General features: G+C 64.8%; 16 protein-coding genes. 15 read left to right on the top strand and 1 reads right to left on the bottom strand.

What is annotated here, in order from left to right:
* Window positions 1–3: 3 nt before the first annotated feature.
* From UP09_RS23435 to UP09_RS23475, 9 genes are all read left to right on the top strand, one after another.
* Complete coding sequence (locus tag UP09_RS23435; protein ID WP_044540650.1) at window positions 4–1,596, top strand: xanthine dehydrogenase family protein molybdopterin-binding subunit; 1,593 nt, start codon at window positions 4–6, stop codon at window positions 1,594–1,596.
* Between the two features lie 2 nt (window positions 1,597–1,598).
* The gene (locus tag UP09_RS23440) at window positions 1,599–2,621 is read left to right on the top strand and encodes a xanthine dehydrogenase family protein molybdopterin-binding subunit (RefSeq protein ID WP_044540651.1); all 1,023 of its coding nucleotides are present in this window, start codon (window positions 1,599–1,601) and stop codon (window positions 2,619–2,621) included.
* A gap of 9 nt (window positions 2,622–2,630) precedes the next feature.
* Window positions 2,631–3,512: an AAA family ATPase gene (locus tag UP09_RS23445; protein ID WP_044540652.1), complete on the top strand. Its 882-nt coding sequence runs from the start codon at window positions 2,631–2,633 to the stop codon at window positions 3,510–3,512.
* Window positions 3,509–4,627, top strand: a complete 1,119-nt coding sequence (locus UP09_RS23450; RefSeq protein ID WP_044540653.1) for a VWA domain-containing protein — start codon at window positions 3,509–3,511, stop codon at window positions 4,625–4,627. Before UP09_RS23445 ends, UP09_RS23450 begins: the two co-directional genes overlap by 4 nt.
* The gene (locus UP09_RS23455; protein WP_044540654.1) at window positions 4,624–5,514 is read left to right on the top strand and encodes an amidohydrolase family protein; all 891 of its coding nucleotides are present in this window, start codon (window positions 4,624–4,626) and stop codon (window positions 5,512–5,514) included. The genes UP09_RS23450 and UP09_RS23455 overlap by 4 nt, the downstream gene beginning before the upstream one ends.
* A gap of 51 nt (window positions 5,515–5,565) precedes the next feature.
* Window positions 5,566–6,414, top strand: a complete 849-nt coding sequence (locus UP09_RS23460) for an MBL fold metallo-hydrolase (RefSeq protein WP_044540655.1) — start codon at window positions 5,566–5,568, stop codon at window positions 6,412–6,414.
* A gap of 18 nt (window positions 6,415–6,432) precedes the next feature.
* Window positions 6,433–8,004, top strand: a complete 1,572-nt coding sequence (locus tag UP09_RS23465) for an isochorismatase family protein (protein ID WP_044540656.1) — start codon at window positions 6,433–6,435, stop codon at window positions 8,002–8,004.
* Window positions 8,005–8,014: 10 nt separating this feature from the next.
* Window positions 8,015–8,641, top strand: a complete 627-nt coding sequence (locus tag UP09_RS23470; protein ID WP_044540657.1) for an FMN-dependent NADH-azoreductase — start codon at window positions 8,015–8,017, stop codon at window positions 8,639–8,641.
* A gap of 378 nt (window positions 8,642–9,019) precedes the next feature.
* Window positions 9,020–9,232 carry a hypothetical protein gene (locus UP09_RS23475; RefSeq protein WP_044540658.1) on the top strand — a complete coding sequence of 71 codons (213 nt, stop codon included), beginning with the start codon at window positions 9,020–9,022 and terminating at the stop codon, window positions 9,230–9,232.
* On the opposite strand, the gene UP09_RS23480 is transcribed toward UP09_RS23475, so the two are convergent.
* Window positions 9,229–10,590 carry a metallophosphoesterase family protein gene (locus tag UP09_RS23480; protein ID WP_044540659.1) on the bottom strand — a complete coding sequence of 454 codons (1,362 nt, stop codon included), beginning with the start codon at window positions 10,588–10,590 and terminating at the stop codon, window positions 9,229–9,231. The genes UP09_RS23475 and UP09_RS23480 overlap by 4 nt on opposite strands.
* A gap of 149 nt (window positions 10,591–10,739) precedes the next feature.
* On the opposite strand from UP09_RS23480, the gene UP09_RS23485 reads away from it, so the two are divergent.
* The 6 genes from UP09_RS23485 to UP09_RS23510 all read left to right on the top strand — a co-directional run bounded on the left by UP09_RS23485 (window position 10,740) and on the right by UP09_RS23510 (window position 18,200).
* Window positions 10,740–12,158 (top strand): M20 family metallopeptidase, encoded by a 1,419-nt coding sequence (locus tag UP09_RS23485; protein WP_044540660.1) that lies wholly within the window; start codon window positions 10,740–10,742, stop codon window positions 12,156–12,158.
* 321 nt (window positions 12,159–12,479) lie between these two features.
* Entirely contained in the window at window positions 12,480–14,270 is a 1,791-nt protein-coding gene (locus tag UP09_RS23490) for a peptide ABC transporter substrate-binding protein (RefSeq protein ID WP_044540727.1), read from the top strand.
* 145 nt (window positions 14,271–14,415) lie between these two features.
* Window positions 14,416–15,372 carry an ABC transporter permease gene (locus UP09_RS23495; RefSeq protein ID WP_044540661.1) on the top strand — a complete coding sequence of 319 codons (957 nt, stop codon included), beginning with the start codon at window positions 14,416–14,418 and terminating at the stop codon, window positions 15,370–15,372.
* Entirely contained in the window at window positions 15,338–16,255 is a 918-nt protein-coding gene (locus tag UP09_RS23500) for an ABC transporter permease (RefSeq protein ID WP_044540662.1), read from the top strand. The genes UP09_RS23495 and UP09_RS23500 overlap by 35 nt, the downstream gene beginning before the upstream one ends.
* The gene (locus UP09_RS23505) at window positions 16,255–17,235 is read left to right on the top strand and encodes an ABC transporter ATP-binding protein (RefSeq protein WP_044540663.1); all 981 of its coding nucleotides are present in this window, start codon (window positions 16,255–16,257) and stop codon (window positions 17,233–17,235) included. The genes UP09_RS23500 and UP09_RS23505 overlap by 1 nt, the downstream gene beginning before the upstream one ends.
* Entirely contained in the window at window positions 17,232–18,200 is a 969-nt protein-coding gene (locus UP09_RS23510; RefSeq protein ID WP_044540664.1) for an ABC transporter ATP-binding protein, read from the top strand. The genes UP09_RS23505 and UP09_RS23510 overlap by 4 nt, the downstream gene beginning before the upstream one ends.
* Window positions 18,201–18,406 lie beyond the last annotated feature (206 nt).

Raw genomic sequence — 18,406 nt, forward strand, 5'->3', positions numbered from 1 at the left:
ACCATGCTGGAACTGCGCAAGGACCTGTTCGCCGACGAGCGCGACGATAACCTGAAAGAGATCGGCAAGGGCACGCAGCGCCAGGACATGCTCGGCCATGTCACAGGAACCTCGCCCTATTTCGACGACCACAAACTGCAGGGCATGCTGCATCTGAAGGTGGTCCGCAGCGAACATTCGCACGCGCGGCTGAGGCGCGTCGACACCAGCGAGGCCGAGCGGTCGCAGGGCGTGCGGCGGATCATTCGCGGCTCCGACGTGCCGCACAATCTGAATACGCTGCTCAGCCTGATCAACTTCGGCAAGGACGACGAGCCGTCGCTCGCCGTCGACAAGGTGCGCTACAAGGGCGAGCCGATCGTCGCCATCGTCGCCGACAGCCCGCGCGAGGCTTTTGAAGCGATCGCCAAGGTCAAGATCGACTATGAGCCGCTGCCGGCGGTGTTCGACGTCGAGGACGCGCTGAAGCCGGGCGCACCCGTGGTCAACGAGGTCTATCCCAAGAACACCTTCACATATCACGAGACCTATGATCGCCAGCAGCTGCGCTTCGGCGATGTCGACCGTGCGCTCGCCTCGGCCGACCATGTGCTGGAGCAGCGCTACCAGATGTCGCCGATCGAGCATGCGCCGACCGAGACCAATGGCTCGATCGCCGCGCCCGACACCAACGGCCGCTACATCGTCTACACCTCGACGCAGGCGCTGTTCTTCTCGGTCGATACCTGCGCAAAGATCCTCGACGTTCCTTCCAACACCTTCCATTTCATCGGCGGCACGGTTGGCGGAGGTTTCGGCGGCAAGGTCGATACGCTGACCGAGCCGCTTTGTATTCTCGGCGCGATGCTAACCGGGCGTCCGGTGCGCTACGTGTTCGGGCGCGAGGAGGAAATGCAATATGGCCCACCGCGCGGCGCCGAACGCATCTACATCAAGGACGGCGTGATGCGCGACGGCCGCGTCGTCGCCCGCAAGGTGCGCGCCTATTTCGACAGCGGCGCCTACACGCGGCTGTCGAGCTACGCCGCCGTGAAATGCGCGGCGCATCTGCCCGGCCCCTACACGATCCCGAACGTTTATGGCGACATCTACTGCGTCTTCACCAACCGCACGCCGGCGACCGCGATGCGCGGCTTCGGGGTCACGGCGATGGATTTCGCCATCGAATGCCAGATGGACAAGCTTGCTCATCTCGTCGGCATGGACCCCATGGAGTTTCGGATCCTCAATTCGTATCGCGACGGCGACATGAAGGCGCATCGCCGCGAGGCCAAGAACACCGCGCTGATCGAATGCGTGCAGGTCGCCGCCGAGAAGGCCAAATGGCCGCTCCGCGACGAGTTTAAGCGCATGTCGTCGCGCAAGGACGGTGGCGGCATCCGCGCCGCTGTCACACTCACTCCGCGCGAAACGCACGCGCCGCCGGCCGCAGCGCTCCAGCAGCGCACGACATATGACCGTGCGCCGGCCGCGACGCGCGAACCGCCGCCACCTCCGTCTCCGCCTCCTCCGTCGTCACCCCCGACGCCGCGACCGAACGCGCCGGCGCACGGCGCGGCCCGCTTCTCATCCGTCTTCGGCACCAGGAGGCGCTGACCATGACCAGGCATCGCGGACGCGGCATCGCGGCGGTCAATTATCCCATCGGCATGAATCTCGGCGGCGATCCGAGCCAGGCGCTGGTGCATTCCAATCCCAGCGGCAAGTTCACGGTGGCGCTGTCCTCGATCGATCTCGGCCAGGGCATGAAGTCGGTGACACGGCAGATCTGCGCCGAGACGCTCGGCGTTCCCGTCGAAGACGTCTATGTCGACACCGCCGATTCCGACACCGGCCCGCACTGCATGGGCTCGTTCGCTTCGCGCGGCACCCACCGTGTCGGCAACGCCGTGATGGCGGCAGCGCGCGAAGCGCGCGGCGTGATGATGGAAGCCGCTGCCGAGGAGCTGGAGGTCAACGCCGCCGACCTTGAGACCGACGGCCGCGGCAACATCCACGTCAAGGGCGCGCCACACCGCTCGATCTCGACCAAAGACGTCGCGATCGCCGCGCAGTTCAAGCAGGGCAAGACCATCTCGGGCCGCGGCATCTTTCTGGTGCCGCTCTCCGACGTCGATCCCGAAACCGGCGAAATGTCGCCGGCGACATGCTACGCGCACGCCTGCATGGTCGCCGAGGTCGAGGTCGACGACGAAACCGGCGAGGTCGACATGGTGCGCATGGACAGCGCGTATGAACTTGGCCGCGCGCTCAATCCGCGGCTGGTCGAGCAGCAACTGGTCGGCGGCGCCTGGATGGGCGTCAGCCATGCGCTCTATGAGACGACGGAACCTCATTATCCCGATCCCGTGCACGGGCCGCGCGACTTCGTCGAGTATCTGATGCCCGGCCCCGGCGATATCTGCCCGCACGACATCGCGGTGCTGGAACGACCCGCGCCCGATGGCCCGTTCGGTGCCAAGGGTCCGGGCGAGATGTGCGCCAATCCGGTGTTGCCAGCCGTCGCCAACGCGATCTTCAACGCCGTCGGCGTCAGGATCGACGATCTGCCGATCACGCCGGAGAAGGTGCTGCGCGCGATCAGGGCGCAGGGTGGCGCACGGCCGCAGGCGCGGCGCTGAGGCTTTCACATGCCGGTCCGCAGCAACATCGTCGGTATCGACAGTCCCGAGGCGCTGGAGAAGGCGCTGCGCGCGGCCTATTACCTCGCCGATGACGGCATTGCGACGGCGTCGTACCTCTCGCTCGCACTCGGCAAGCCGCTGCTGCTTGAGGGCGCGCCCGGTGTCGGCAAGACCGAGGCCGCCAAGGCGATCGCCGCCGTGCTCGGCCGCAAGCTGATCCGCCTGCAATGTTACGAGGGCATCGACGCGTCCGCCGCGCTGTACGAGTGGAACTACCCGCGCCAGATGCTGGCGATCCGGCAGGCCGGCGAGGAGAGCATCGACATCTATGGCGAGTCCTTCCTGATCGAGCGTCCGATGCTCGCCACGCTGCGCGCACCCGATGCGACGGTGCTGCTGATCGACGAAATCGACCGCGCCGACCAGGAGTTCGAGGCCTTCCTGCTCGAATTCCTCTCCGACTTCCAGATCTCGATCCCGGAGCGCGGCACGATCCGCGCGACCGAACATCCCGTCGTCGTCCTGACCTCGAACCGGACCCGCGACCTGCACGAGGCGTTGCGGCGACGTTGCGTCTACCACTGGATCGACTATCCGAACGCCGAACGCGAGGCGCGCATCGTGATGATGCGGGCCTCCAGCGTCGCCGAAGCCACCGCCCGTGCTGTCGTCGCGGCGGTCGGCAAGCTCCGACGCGAACCGCTGAGCAAGGTGCCCGGCATCGCCGAGGCCGTCGACTGGGCGGAGGCTGCGACGCTCCTGCATAAGGGCGGAGCGCGCTGGCCGGACGCGTTCAAACGCTCGATCGGCGTCGCGCTGAAGGACGAAGAGGATATTCATTTCATCTCGCCCCGGCTGGATGCGCTGATCGCGGAGGCTGCCGCGTGAGCGACGACCTCCAGCTGCCGCGCGCCGCGCAAATCTTCGTCTCCTTTGTCGCGCTGCTGCGCGCCAACGGATTTTCGGTCGCGCCGGAGCAGACCACCAGCTTCCTGGCGGCAATCGAACTGCTCGGGCCGCGCAGCCTCGAGCACATCCGCCAGGCCGGGCTCGCAACGCTGGCACCACCGCCCGAGCGGCGCGCGACATATGACCGTCTGTTCGACATCCACTTCCGCGGCGCCGAGGCGATCGAGCGTGCCGAGGGCGAGGACGAGGAGACCGTCCGCCTGCAGGAGGAAGGCCGCGGTGACGACGAGCCGCCGCTTGCCGACGAGGCTAACGAGTCTGGTCTGGCCGCGGCACGGTCCGAGGCGCTGGTCGAACGCCATTTCGCACCGGCCTCGACCAGCGATGCATTGCGGCGGCTGTCGCGCGAGGCGGCGGCCCGGCTGCCGCGCCGCCGCGGGCACAGGCGGCGACGCGCAAGGAGCGGCCCGTTCGCCGATCTACGTCGTACCCTGCGCGACAGTGTCCGCAATGACGGCGAGGTGCTGCGGCTGGGGCGCCTGCGCCGCCGGGAACGCCCGCGCAAGATTCTGCTGCTGATCGACGTCTCCGGCTCGATGAAGGCGCGGACCGAGGAGAATATGACGCTCGCGCATGCGCTGGCGCAGGCAGCCCACAATGTCGAGGTCTTCACCTTCGGCACGCGGCTGACGCGCGTCACCCGCGCGCTGCGGCTGAAGCGTCGCGAGCAGGCCCTGAACGCCGCCGCGTTCCTGGTCAGCGACTGGGACGGCGGCACCCGCATCGGCGATGCTTTGCAGGCGTTCCTCGCCGTGCCGCGGTTCGGCGGATATGCCCGCGGCGCCGCCGTTATCATCGTCTCCGACGGCCTGGAGCGCGGCGACCCCGCCGCGCTCCGCGATGCCGTCGCAAAACTGTCGCGGCGGGCGTGGCGGGTGAGCTGGCTGACGCCGCTTGCGACCACACCTGGCTTCAAGCCGCAAACCGAAGCGCTGGTGGCGATCCAGCGTTTCGTCGATGATCTCGTCGACGGCGGATCGAGCGCGGCAGTGGTCGCGCACCTGCTGTCGCTTGGACGAAGGAGAGCTGCGTGACCGATATCGTCGACGGACACCATCATATCTGGCGCCAGGCCGATCTCGCCTGGCTGTCGGGCCCGATGCAGCCGCGCATCTTCGGCCCCTATGAGCCGATCCGCCGCGACTATCCGATCGAGGAATATCTCGACGACCTCAAGGGCACCGGTGTCACCCGCTCGGTCTATGTCCAGACCAATTGGCCAAACGGCAAGTTCGAGGATGAGGCGGCCTGGGTGCAGCAGACCGCTGATGACCACGGCTGGCCGCACGCCATCATCGCCTATGCCGATTTCAGCGCCGACGACGTCCGCCCGCAGCTCGACCGCCTGAAGCGCTATCCGCTGGTGCGCGGGGTGCGCATGCAGCTGCACTGGCACGAGAACCCGCTGTATCGTTTCGCCGCGCGCCCTGATCTGTGCACCGATCCCGTGATCCGGCGCAATGTCGGCCGCCTCGCCGACTACGGCTGGAGTTTTGACCTCCAGGTGTTCACGTCGCAGATGGCGGACGCCGCCGGCCTCGCCGAAGCGTGCCCCGAGGTCACCTTCATCCTGCAGCACGCCGGCATGCTGGAGGATCCGTCGCCACAGGGCCGCGCGGCTTGGCGTGCCGGCATGGCACGGCTCGCACAACGCCCGAACGTGGTGTCGAAGCTGTCGGGGCTCGGCACCTTCATCCACCGCAACGATTCCGCGCACATCGCCGATGTCGTGACCGACACGGTTGCGATCTTCGGCGCCGATCGCTGCCTGTTCGGATCGAACTTTCCGATCGAGAAGCTCTGGACCAGCTATCGCGACCTCGTCGACGCGTTCAAGGCCGCCACCGCGCGGCTCAGTGCCGAGCAGCACGAGGCGATCTTCAGCACCACGGCAGCGCGGGTCTATCGGCTGGGGCCGTAGGCGCGGCGTGACTACACAAGCAAGCAACAAGCACGAATTGGGAGGGATGAGATGCCGTTGGAGATCAAGATCCTGGACTATGGCGACATCGAGCTGGAATCGAGCTTCTTGGTGCTCGGGCATAATTGCGGCCGCACCCGCCGTGTGCTGACGCTCGGCTTCCTGATCCTTGGTGGCCCCTACCCGGTCCTGGTCGACACCGGTTATCGCTCCAACCAGATCATGGAGTCGCTCGGCATGCGCGGGCTCCAGTTCCACGAGCACATGATCGAGAATCAGCTCTCCCGCCACGGCGTGCGGATGGGCGATGTGCGCTTCGTCTGCCATACCCATCTGCACATCGATCATGCCGGCAAGGACGATCTGTTCCCGATGAACACGACCGTCGTCGTCAACCGCAAGGAGCTGGAATATTCCGTCTCCGGCCTGATGCATCCGCAATATCCGGCGCCCGACATCAAGCATTTGATCGACCGCCTGCACACCAAGAGCGCGCTGCGCTTCCTCGATCTTGAGATCACCGGCCCGGTCGAGCTGATGCCAGGCGTCTATTGCGACGCCGCCAATGCCCACACCGAAGGCTCGATGAACATCCACGTCCATACCGCCGACGGCATCGCGACCATCTGCGGCGACGTGATCTATGATTTCAACGACCAGATCATCAATCCCTTCAACGAAATCCACGACGCCGAGCCGCGCACCACCGGCAACCACGGCACCAGCAAGCGGGCGGAGAAGGCTTCGATCAAGAAGCTGCTGAGCAACTCGCGCTATCTGCTGCCGGTGCATGATCGTCCGGCCAAGATCGAGGGCGGCGTGGTGATCGGCCGGTTGCACGACCAGGTGCCGGGGCCGATCGTTCACAGCCTGCCGCAGCGCAATTGGTTCCCGGCGTAACCGCGAAGGATTGACGCGATGACCCATGTCACCCTGCGCAGCGAATTCGAAGATCTGATCGATCCCTATGCGCCAGTCGGCCAGGTCGGGACGGGCTTCGATTTCACGGAGGGGCCGATCTGGCATCCGCTCGACCAATTCCTGCTGTTCTCCGACATGCCCGGCGACGTGCGCCGGCGCTGGGACGCGAAGCGCGGCGTGGTCGAGGTCAAGCGCCCGTCGAACAAATGCAACGGCATGACCTATGACGCCGACCTCAATCTGATCGTCTGCGAACACGCCACGTCGTCGCTGATCCGCGAGCGGCCCGATGGACGGCGCGAGGTGCTGGCCTCGCATTTCGACAACCAGGAGCTCAACAGCCCGAACGACGTCTGCGTTCACTCCTCTGGCGCGATCTATTTCAGCGATCCCTGGTACGGCCGCATGCCGGTTTATGGCGTCGAGCGACCGCGCCAGCTCGGCTTCCAGGGCGTCTATCGCGTGCCTCCGGGCGGCGGCGCGCCAAAACTTCTGGTCGACCGCTATTTGTTCGAGCAACCGAACGGGCTGTGCTTCTCTCCCGACGAGCGCATCCTCTATGTCAACGACACCGTGCAAGCCCTGATCCGCGCCTTCGACGTCCATGCCGACGGTTCGCTCGCCAATCCGCGTACATTCGCCAGCGGCATCCGCTCGGAGCTCGAGCCCGGCCTGCCCGACGGCATGAAGTGCGACCAGCGCGGCAATGTCTGGGTCACGGCGCCAGGCGGCATCTGGGTCTATTCGCCGGATGGTAATCTGCTCGGCAAGGTCCGCCTGCCGGAGCTCGTCGCCAATCTCGCCTGGGGCGGCGCCGATTTCCGAACGCTCTATCTGACCGCGACCCATTCGGTCTATGCGATCACGACCAAGGTCGGGCCGCGTCACGAGCCCTATATGAGCGGCAAGCGCGGCGGCACGGGCGCCACCTCGTCCGCCCCTGCGCCCAATCTCTCCGCCGGCGACATGAAGCTCGATCCGCAGCGCTGCGCCATGATCGTCCAGGACATGCAGAACGACGTCATCATGGATGGCGGCGCGTTCGCAGACTCTGGTGCGCCGGATCATGCGCGCCAGCAGCATGTCGTCGAGAATGTCCGCCGCCTTGCGGAAGCCGCCCGCGCGCGGGGCGTCGCCATCATCCATGTCTGGTTCGTCGTCGAGCCCGGCGCGCCCGGCGTGACATTGAATGCGCCGCTGTTCGAAGGGCTGGTCGACAGCAAGGCGATGGTGCGCGGCAGCTGGGGTGCCGCCCCGGTCTCGGGCCTCGAGCCGCGCCCGGGCGATTTCGTGGTCGAGAAGATGCGGATGAGCGCATGGGAAGGCACCAAGCTGGAGACCATCCTGAAGGCGACCGGCCGCGACATGATCATCAACACCGGCGCCTGGACCAACATGTCGGTCGAGCACACCGCGCGCACCGGCGCCGACAAGGGCTATTTCATGATCGTGCCGGAGGATTGCTGCTCGACCATGAACGCCGACTGGCACAATGCCGCGATCAATTTTGCGCTGCAGAACGTCTCCGTCGTGACCAACGCCGAAGCCATCATCAAGGCGCTCGGCTGAAAGGGAAGCGTTGCCAAAATTGCTTCACCTCGCCTGCTCTCCCCGCGTCGATTCGGAATCGGCTGCCGGCGCGCGCGTCTTTCTCGATCAGTTCCGGAAGTCGCGGCCGGACTGGGAGATCGACGCGATGAACCTCTGGCGCGACCCGCTGCCCGACTTCGAGGGCTATCTGCTGGAGGCCAAATATTCCCGCATCGGCGGCAAGCCCTTCACCGATTCGCAGCGCGATGCCTTCGCAGTCGCCGAACGCCTCGCGCTCCGGCTGTCGCTGGCCGATCGCGTGCTGATCTCGACACCGATGTGGAATTTCAGCATTCCCTACAAGCTCAAGCAATGGCTCGACGTCATCATCCAGCCCGGGCTGACCTTCCACTTCGATCCGGCGATAGGTTATCTGCCGTTGCTCAAGGACCGGCCAACCGTCGTGATCCTCGCGAGCGGCAGCGATTTCGTCACCGGCATGAACCGCGGCCGTATCGACATGGCGACGCCCTATCTGCGCGAGGTGTTGCGTTTCATCGGCATCGCGGACGTGCGCTTCGTGCCGATCGGCCCGACGACCGGCCCCGCGGAGCCGATCCGCGCCGCGCGCGAGTCTGCGCATCGGCGGCTGGTGGAGATGGCGAGGAGGTTTTGACCACTCCGTCGCCCCGGCCTCCGCCGCGACGACGCCGGTTTGGTTTCGGATTCACATTTCAAACAGCCAAGCTCTCGGTGTCATCACCCGCGCATGCGGATGATCCAGTATTCCAGAGACGGTCGTGCTTGAGCCAATGGGCCTCGGCGTACTGGGTCGCCCGGTCCATGTGCGCAATTGCGCACAGGCCGGGCGATGACATCTGTGGATGGGGACGCAGCTTTGCGTTCTCGCGACATGAATCGCCCGAGCCAACTCAATGGTTCGGAAATTCCGCCCCACGGCACCGCGCTATAGACCAAATGCGTAAGTAGTCGTCCGGATACAGACGCCTGCCCGATCTCGCTATGCAGCCTTCAGCCAACAAAAAGAAACGGCATGAAGAAGCTGATCTATCGTCATCGGGACATCGAATACACACTCACCAATATCGAACCGGATCTCTGGAGCTGGTCATTCGCAATCAACGGTAAAATCAAACGCGGCACGACACGCGCGCGGCTCAATCTGCTCGCGCAGCGCCGGGTTTGCATCCTCATTGATCGGGAGTTGAAGGACACGGCGCGCACGAAGCCACGCGAGCCGGATTAGGGCTGCTTGCTGAGGGCCACTGCAACATCGAGCTGCGATCCCGCATAAGGCGTATCGTCCCGCCCGTTCTGTCCGTGACCGACGATCCAGGCTGCGGGCCATGACAGCTGTTCGAGTCCGGTGGCCGAAGCCGCGGCGAACGACGTCCAACGCGTATCGCCTGTCGTTCGCCAAAGCACGCCGCCCGGTCCCATGTCCGGGTGGAAGGCGACGTCGAGAGCGAAGTCCCGGCCGGGAAGCAGATCGGGCCCGATCCAATAATGCGGGCTGCGCCCGCTTTCCCTCCCAAGGATCAGCGTGAGCGTTTGTTTCGGCCCTCGCAATCCGAACCAAAGCGGTGCGATCATCCCGGGCACGGGCGCACAAAGAATCGTCTGCGGCGCGGCGGCGTCACCCACGGTGTGGCCTGAGAGCCTTAGCGCGACGACAGTCCCGAGTGCCGGTAGACCGGAGAACGGGGCCGGACTGATGCCCCGCGGCAGCGTCGTCCAGCCGCCTTCGCTGAAAGACGGCAACGGCCATCTGAGCCGCTCGCGCACCGTCCCTTGGGTATCGAGCACCTGGTAGCTAAGACCGTCGTCATCAAGCGCCGCTTGTACGCAATGCAGGTACTCGACGCCTTCAGGCATCCGATGCGCGGTACCGGCGCCTGCCGTGCAGATCTGCAGCACCCCCTGCTGAACCTGGACGTCAAACGCGAGGATATGGCTGCACAGATAGGCGGTCACGTCGGCGCGCACGAGGATGTTCCAGAACCGCTCCCGATATTCGTGACCGATCTCGCGCTGATAGGTGCCGGTGTAGCCATTGATCGGGAATACCGGATGATGGCCGAGAACGAGCTTATGCCTGGCGTCCCGATGCTGCGCGAGTGTCGTCTCCAGCCAATCGGTCTCGACATGCCCTTCACCGCCGAGCCCGCTCCAGAGCGTGTGGACGAACACCATCAGCAGATCGTCGCGGCGAACCCAGTATGACAATCCTTCCTGCCCCGGCGGGCCGTTACGCGGCAGTTTCAGCACCTCGCGGAACACATCCTCGCTCATCCTGTCATAGGTGGTGTGGTTGCCGGTCGTGTGCCAAAGCGGCACCTCGCGCCGGTCGAGCCAGCTCATCTCGGTATCGAGCCAATGCCGCCATTGCGCACGCAGCGCGCCGGCATCCGCGGTGAGACCGATGATCTCGTCGCCGGGAAACAGGATGAATTCGGGCCGGGGGTGCAGCCGCCGGATCACGTTATTGACCGACGCGAACGTCCGTTCATGCAGCGCACCGGGAACGCCGGAGCATGAATCGGCATAGATCACAAATTGATGGCCCGGCTTGGCGGGCAGCAACGACGGTATTGGATCATTCATGGCCGCATCTTCACGAAGCACAGAAGCGAAGCAACACCAAGACGTGACATTGCGGAAAACCTGCCCTGCGGACGCGCGCTAGGCGGGCTCGCGGCAAACTGCTAGCCTTTTCCGCTTCAGATTGCCTTGCAACCAAGGAACCGGAGCAAATGGACAACCGTAGTGATGTTTGGCGCGGCGTCGACGCGATCAAGCCGCGTTTTATCGAATTGAGCGACCGCGTGTGGGCGATGCCGGAAGTCTGCTACACCGAGGCGCGCTCGTCCGCCGAACATCTGGCCGAACTGCGCCACCAGGGCTTCCGCATCACCGAAAACCTCGCCGGCATTCCGACCGCGGCGATGGGCGAATGGGGCGAAGGCGGGCCTGTCATCGCCTTCCTCGGCGAATATGACGCCCTGCCCGGCCTGAGCCAGGAGGCCGGCGTCGCCGAACATCGCCCGGTGGAGACCGGCGGCCATGGCCATGGCTGCGGTCACAATCTGCTGGGTTCGTCCGCGCTGCTCGCCGCCACCGCGGTGAAGGACTGGCTCGCCGCCAACAAGGTGCCGGGTCGCGTGCGCTATTACGGCTGTCCCGCCGAGGAAGGCGGCGCGGCAAAGGCGTTCATGGTGCGCGCGAGCGCGTTCGACGACGTCGACATCGCCATCACTTGGCATCCGCACAGCTTCTGGGAAGTCGCGGTGACGCCGTCGCTCGCCAATACGCGGGCCGACTTCATCTTCACCGGCCGCACCTCGCACGCGTCAGCCTCGCCGCATCTCGGCCGCAGTGCGCTCGATGCGGTGGAATTGATGAATGTCGGCGTCAACTACATGCGCGAGCACATGCCGAGCGACGCCCGCGTGCATTACGCGGTGCTCGACACCGGCGGCATCGCGCCCAATGTGGTGCAGGCCCATGCCCGCGTGCGCTATTCGATCCGCGCCCGTGACCTGCCCGGCATGAACGAATTGGTCGGGCGCGTGAACAAGATCGCGCAAGGCGCGGCGCTGATGACCGAGACCAGGATGGAGATGAAGATCATCTCCGCGGTCTCCAACATCCTGCCCAACACGCCGCTGGAGCAGACCCTGCACCGGATCATGGAAGACCTCGGCCCGCCGCATTTCGACGACGCCGATAAGGATTTCGCGGGCAAGATCCGCGCGACCCTGACCGACAAGGACATCGCCTCGGTTTATTACGCGATCGGCATGGATCCGACGGAGCGTCCCTTGGCCGATTTCATCGTGCCGCTGGATGCCAAGCGCAACCCACTGGTGGGCTCGACCGATGTCGGCGACGTCAGCTGGGTTGTGCCGACCGTGCAGGTGCATGCACCGACGGTTGCAATCGGCACCCCCTTCCACACCTGGCAGGTTGTGGCGCAAGGCAAGACCCCGGCCGCGCACAAGGCGATGGTGCAGGCGGCCAAGGCGATGGCCGGACTCGGCGTCAAGGCACTGATGGAGACGGAGCTGATCGAAGCCGCCAAGGCGGACTTGAAGAAGCGGACCACCCGGACGCCCTATGTCAGCCCGCTTCCGGAGAATGTTGCACCGCCGTTGGACATGTCGGTGGCATGACGCCTGCATACGTGCAAGCCGACCCTCGCCCCCGACCAGTTCGGGGGCGAGACTTGGCTAGCGTCGAATAAGCGCATCGGAACAAAGGATAACGAACAAACTTTCGGCAGGCCAAAACGTGCATCGGCGCGCTTTGGCTCCGGAATGCCGAAGCCATGTGCGCTTTGCAGGCATTCTGCACAAGTGCTAGCCAAAAGACCTATGGGCGGGGGCTCCCGGGACGTTGACCTGCGGGGGCATTTCGGTGTGCCATCCCCCGCCAAATACCCGGCGGCCCGTTTCCGTGGCCAGCCGCAATTTCCGGAACCGGACGAGGGGATGATGTTCGATAGAAACCTGCGAACCATGATCGATGACGTGAAGGGCGGACTCATGGATCGCCGTGCCTTCGTCAAGCGAATGATCGCGGTCGGCCTCACGGCACCGATGGCGAACCAGATCCTCAGCCTTGGCGGCGTCGCGATGGCGCAGAGTCCCAACCCTTACAAGCCGACCAAACGCGGCGGTGGCGGTCCGCTGAAACTGCTGTGGTGGCAGGGCCCGACCCTGCTCAACCCGCATTTTGCCACCGGCACCAAGGATCAGGACGCCTCTCGCATCTTCTACGAACCGCTCGCGAGCTGGGATGTCGACGGCCATCTCAACCCGATCCTCGCCGCCGAAATCCCCTCGATCCAGAACGGCGGCCTCGCCGCCGACGCCAAATCGGTGACGTGGAAGATCAAGCCCGGCGTCAAATGGCACGACGGCCAGCCCTTCACCGCCGACGATCTCGTGTTCAACTGGGAGTATGCGACCGATCCGGCGACCGCGGCCGTCTCCAGCGGCACCTACGCCGACATGACGGTCACGAAGGTCGACGATCTCACTGTCCGGATCACGTTCGAGAAGCCGACTCCGTTCTGGGCCAATGCCTTTGTCGGCGCCTATGGCTGCATCATCCCAAAACATCTGTTCGCCGAGTTCAAGGGCGGCAAGTCTCGCGAGGCGCCGAACAATCTGAAACCGATCGGCACCGGTCCCTACAAATTCGTCGAGTTCAAACCCGGCGACCTGATCCGCGGTGAGATCAATCCCGACTACCACATGGCCAACCGGCCCTCCTTCGACACCATCGAGATGAAGGGCGGCGGCGATGCCGTCTCGGCGGCGCGCGCGGTGATCCAGACCGGCGAATATGATTTTGCCTGGAACATCCAGGTCGAAGACGAAGTGCTGCTGCGGCTGGAAAAGGGCGGCAAGGGCAAGACCCTCTATGCTGTCGGGGGCGATATCGAGTTCATCGCGATCAACTTTACCGATCCCAACACCGAGGTCGACGGTGAGCGATCCTCGATGAAGACCAAGCATCCGATCCTGTCAGATCCAAAGGTGCGCCAGGCGCTGGCGCTGCTGGTCGACCGCGAGTCGATCAAGAAGGTGATCTACGGCCGCGCCGGCCGCGCCACCGCGAACTATCTCAACGGCCCCGAGGAGTTCGTTTCCAAGAACACCAAGTGGGAGTTCAGCGTCGAAAAGGCGAGCGCCCTTCTCGATGAAGCCGGCTGGAAGGCGGGCTCCGACGGCATCCGCGAGAAGGACGGCAAGAAGCTGAAATTCCTATACCAGACCTCGATCAACGGCCCGCGCCAGAAGACCCAGGCGATCGTCAAGCAGGCCTGCCAGAAGGCCGGCATCGACGTCGAGCTGAAATCGGTCGTCGCCTCCGTGTTCTTCTCCTCCGACGTCGCCAACCCCGACACCTACGCCCACTTCTATGCCGACCTCGAGATGTTCCAGATCCCGATGACCCAGCCCGATCCGGCCCTGGCCATGCGCCGCTATCACTCGCGCTACGTCGCCACCAAGGAGAACAAGTGGCAGGGATCGAACTTCCCGCGCTGGGTCAACAAGGACTATGATGCGGCGGTCGATGCGGCCGACATCGAGATCGATCCGATCAAGCGGGCGGACCTCTACATCAAGTGCAACGATCTGATGTGGCAGGACAATGTGATGATCCCCGTGATGCATCGCCTCGCGGTGGAAGCGTGCTCCAACACGCTGCGGCCGGCGCTTTCGGGCTGGGCCAACCAGACCGACAATCTGCAGGATTGGTATCGCGAAACCTGAGACCGGAGAGCGTGTGCGACGGCTTCACGAGACCGTCGCACCTGCTCTCCTGTTCGAGCATGATCTCCGCGCAAACGCTTCGCGTTTGTCGCGAGGGAAGACCACTTCACACTGTTCTGATCGTGCTTAGGCGGATTGTTCGTTCATGAGTCAGTACATCCTGCGTCGCCTGATGATCGCGATTCCGAGCCTGCTCGGGATTTCGCTTGTCCTGTTCGTCGTGCTGGCGCTCGCGCCGGGCGACCCGTTCAGCGAACTGGCGACCAATCCGAACGTGCCGCCCGGAGTGCAGGCCGCACTGCGGGCCAAGTTCGGCCTCGACGATCCGATCTATCTTCGCTACCTGCACTGGCTCGCCGCGATGGTGCATGGCGACTGGGGCTTTTCCTTTGTCAGCCGGATCGATGTCGACACACTGATCCTGCAGCGGCTGCCCACCACGCTCTACGTGATCGGCTCGGCGCAACTGCTGGCGCTGTCGATCGCCATACCGGTCGGCGTCTACGCCGCCACCCGCCCCTATTCGCTGTTCGACCAGCTCGCCAACACCTTCGCCTTCATCGGCTTCTCGCTGCCGACCTTCTTCACCGGCATCCTGTTCATCCTGGTCTTCTCGGTGAAGCTGGACTGGCTGCCGTTCGTCTACACCGAAGTCCCCGGCAGCGGCATCCCCTGGGTGCTCGAGATGATCCGGCAGGCGATCATGCCGGTGATGGTGCTCGGCCTGTTCCAGGCGGCGTCGATGACCCGCTTCGTACGCTCGGCCATGCTCGACGTGATCCGCCTCGACTATGTCACCACCGCCCGCGCCAAGGGGCTCGGGCAAACCAAGGTGATCGTCAAGCATGTGATGCGCAATGCCATGATCCCGGTCGTCACCCTGATCGCGCTGCAGATGCCCGCCGTGTTCGGCGGCGCCATCGTCACCGAGCAGATCTTCCGGATTCCCGGAATCGGTTCGTTGCTGATTTCCTCGATCCTCGCCAATGACACGCCGGTCGTGATGGCCGTGACCTTCGTCTTCGCGTGTCTCGTCGTCCTGTTCAACCTGATTGCAGATGTCCTTTATGGCTGGCTTGACCCTCGCATCTCCTTCCGCTGAGCGGCGCGGCTACTCGCCTTGGCGGGAAGCCTGGCGGCGCTATCGCCGGCACCGGCCTGCCGTGGTCAGCGCCGTGCTGCTGCTGTTGCTGATCGCAGCGGTCGTGCTCGGGCCGTTCATCTGGCGTGTCTCCGCCAGCGACATCGACGTCGTGGCGGGCATGCAGGGGCCGTCGCTGGCGCATCCCTTCGGCACCGACGATCTCGGCCAGGACATCCTTGCCCGCATGATCTATGGCGGCCGCATCTCGCTCGCGGTGGGCCTCGCCGCGATGCTGGTCTCGGTGTTCGTCGGCACGCTGATCGGCGCGCTTGCCGGCATGTCGCGCGGCCCACTCGGCTATGCACTGATGTGGCTCACCGACCTGTTCCTGTCGCTGCCGCAACTGCCGCTGCTGCTGATGCTGATCTATCTGTTCCGCGACGGATTGAAGGCCGCGTTCGGGCCTGAGGGCGGCATCTTCATCCTGATCGTGCTCGTAATCGGGGGCCTGCGCTGGATGCCGGTGGCGCGCCTGGTGCGCGCCCAGTTCCTCTCCTTGCGCGAAAAGGAGTTCGTCGAAGCCGCGCGTGCGCTTGGCGCCAGCCCGACGCGGCAGGTGATACGCCACATCCTGCCCAACGCGCTCGGGCCCGTGATCATCGCCGGCACGATCGACGTTGCCGCGGCCATCATCGCGGAATCGACGCTGTCGTTCCTTGGTCTCGGCTTTCCGCCTGACACTCCGACCTGGGGCCGCATCCTCTATGACGCCAAGGACTTTCTCGACATCGGCCCGCATTGGGCGCTGTTTCCAGGCGCCGCGATCTTCATCGCGGTGGTCGCCATCAACTTCATCGGCGACGGCCTGCGCGATGCGCTCGATGCGCGGAAGGTGATCTGATGGCGCCCTTGCTCGAGATCAAGGGCCTGAAAACCCATTTCACCACCGACGACGGCATCGTCCAGGCCGTCGATGGTGTCGACCTCAGCGTCAACAGAGGCGAGACGCTCTGCGTGGTCGGCGAATCCGGCTGCGGCAAGACCGTCACCGCGATGTCGATCCTGAAGCTGATCGCGATGCCACCCGGCCGCATCGTCGCGGGCCAGATCATCTTCGAGGGCCGCGACCTCGTCCCCCTCACCAGCCATCAGCTCGACGAGATCAGGGCCAAGGAGATCGGCTTCATCTTCCAGGAGCCGATGACCTCGCTCAATCCGGTGCTGACCATCGGCGAGCAGATCGCCGAAAGCCTGCGCCAGCATGAGGCCGTCACTCGGAAGCAGGCGATCGAGCGGACCATCGAGATGCTCAAGCTGGTGCAGATCCCCAACGCCGAGGGGCGCGTGCATCATTATCCGCACCAGTTCTCGGGCGGCATGCGCCAGCGCGTCATGATCGCGATGGCGCTGGCCTGCCGGCCCAAGCTCGTGATCGCGGACGAGCCGACCACCGCACTCGACGTCACCATCCAGGCGCAGATCCTCGACCTTTTGCAGGACATGAAGGAACGCCTGGGCATGGCGGTGATGCTGATCACCCACGCCATGGGCGTGGTTGCCGAGACCGCGCAGCGCGTCGTCGTGATGTATGCCGGCAAGGTGGTGGAAGAGGCCAATGTCGACGAATTATTCGCCGATCCGCGCCACCCTTACACGCAGGGCTTGATCCGCTCTATCCCGCGCATCGATCTCGACGCCCAGCACAAGACGCGGCTGGAGACGATCGGCGGCTCGGTGCCGATCCTGATCAACCCGGCGCCTGGCTGCCGCTTCGCGCCGCGCTGCCGTCACGTCATGAGCATCTGCACCGAGACGGAGCCGATGCTGCGCAACGTCACACCGGGCCATCGCATCGCCTGCCATCTTGGAGATGAGCCATGAGCGAGCCGCTGCTGCGCGTCACCGACCTGAAGAAGCATTTTCCGGTGCTGGGCGGATTGCTGTCGCGCGAAGTCGGACAGGTCTATGCGGTGGACGGCGTGTCGTTCTCGGTCAATCGCGGCGAGACGCTTGGGCTGGTCGGAGAATCCGGCTGCGGCAAATCCACCACCGGCCGCTGCGTGCTGCGCCTGATCGAGCCGACCTCCGGCGAGGTGGTGTTCGACGGCCAGAGCGTGATGGGTCTCGGCGGCGGCGATCTGCGCGCCATGCGGCGCAACATGCAGCTGGTGTTCCAGGATCCGTTCGCCTCGCTCAATCCGCGCATGACCATCGGCGCGATCCTCGGCGAACCCTTCATCATCCATAATCTGGTCGCGTCAGCCAGCGAGCGGGAAGACCGCGTCGCGGCCCTGCTGGTCAAGGTCGGGCTGAAGGCCGAGCACATGCGCCGCTACCCGCACGAATTCTCCGGCGGCCAGCGCCAGCGCATCGCGATCGCGCGCGCGCTCACGCTGTCGCCGAAGCTGATCGTCTGCGACGAGCCGGTGTCGGCGCTCGACGTCTCGATCCAGGCGCAGGTGATCAACCTGCTGGAGGACCTGCAGGCCGAGCTGAACCTCACCTATCTGTTCGTCGCCCACGATCTGTCTGTTGTGGAGCACATCTCGGACCGCGTCGCGGTGATGTATCTCGGCCGCATCGTCGAGCTCGCCAAGGCCAATGATCTCTACCGCAATCCGCAGCATCCCTACACCAGGGCGCTGCTCTCGGCCGTCCCGGTGCCGGACCCCAAGGCGAAGCGCGACCGGATCCGACTCAAGGGCGATGTGCCGAGCCCGATCAATCCGCCAAAGGGCTGCCACTTCCACACCCGCTGCCCGATCGCCGAAGAGCGCTGCAAGCAGACCGCGCCGGAATTGCGACAAGGCAGCGACGGACATTTCGTGGCGTGCCATCTGGCGTAGCTGCGGCGCCAGATGCGAACAGGGGTGCACTGCCAAAATATCGAAAACACCCCCATGCAAAGTAGCCGGCGGCTGCCGGCGTTCGACACGGCTACTTGACACGTCGGGCAACTCAGGGGTATTCTTCCATTATTCCGAAATCACGGCCACGATAGCTGCAATCCCGTTCCTGGAGCGGGATGACTCTTCTTCGAATCGTCCTCCCG

The sequence above is a fragment of the Bradyrhizobium sp. LTSP885 genome, from assembly GCF_000938305.1.
GTDB lineage: Bacteria > Pseudomonadota > Alphaproteobacteria > Rhizobiales > Xanthobacteraceae > Bradyrhizobium.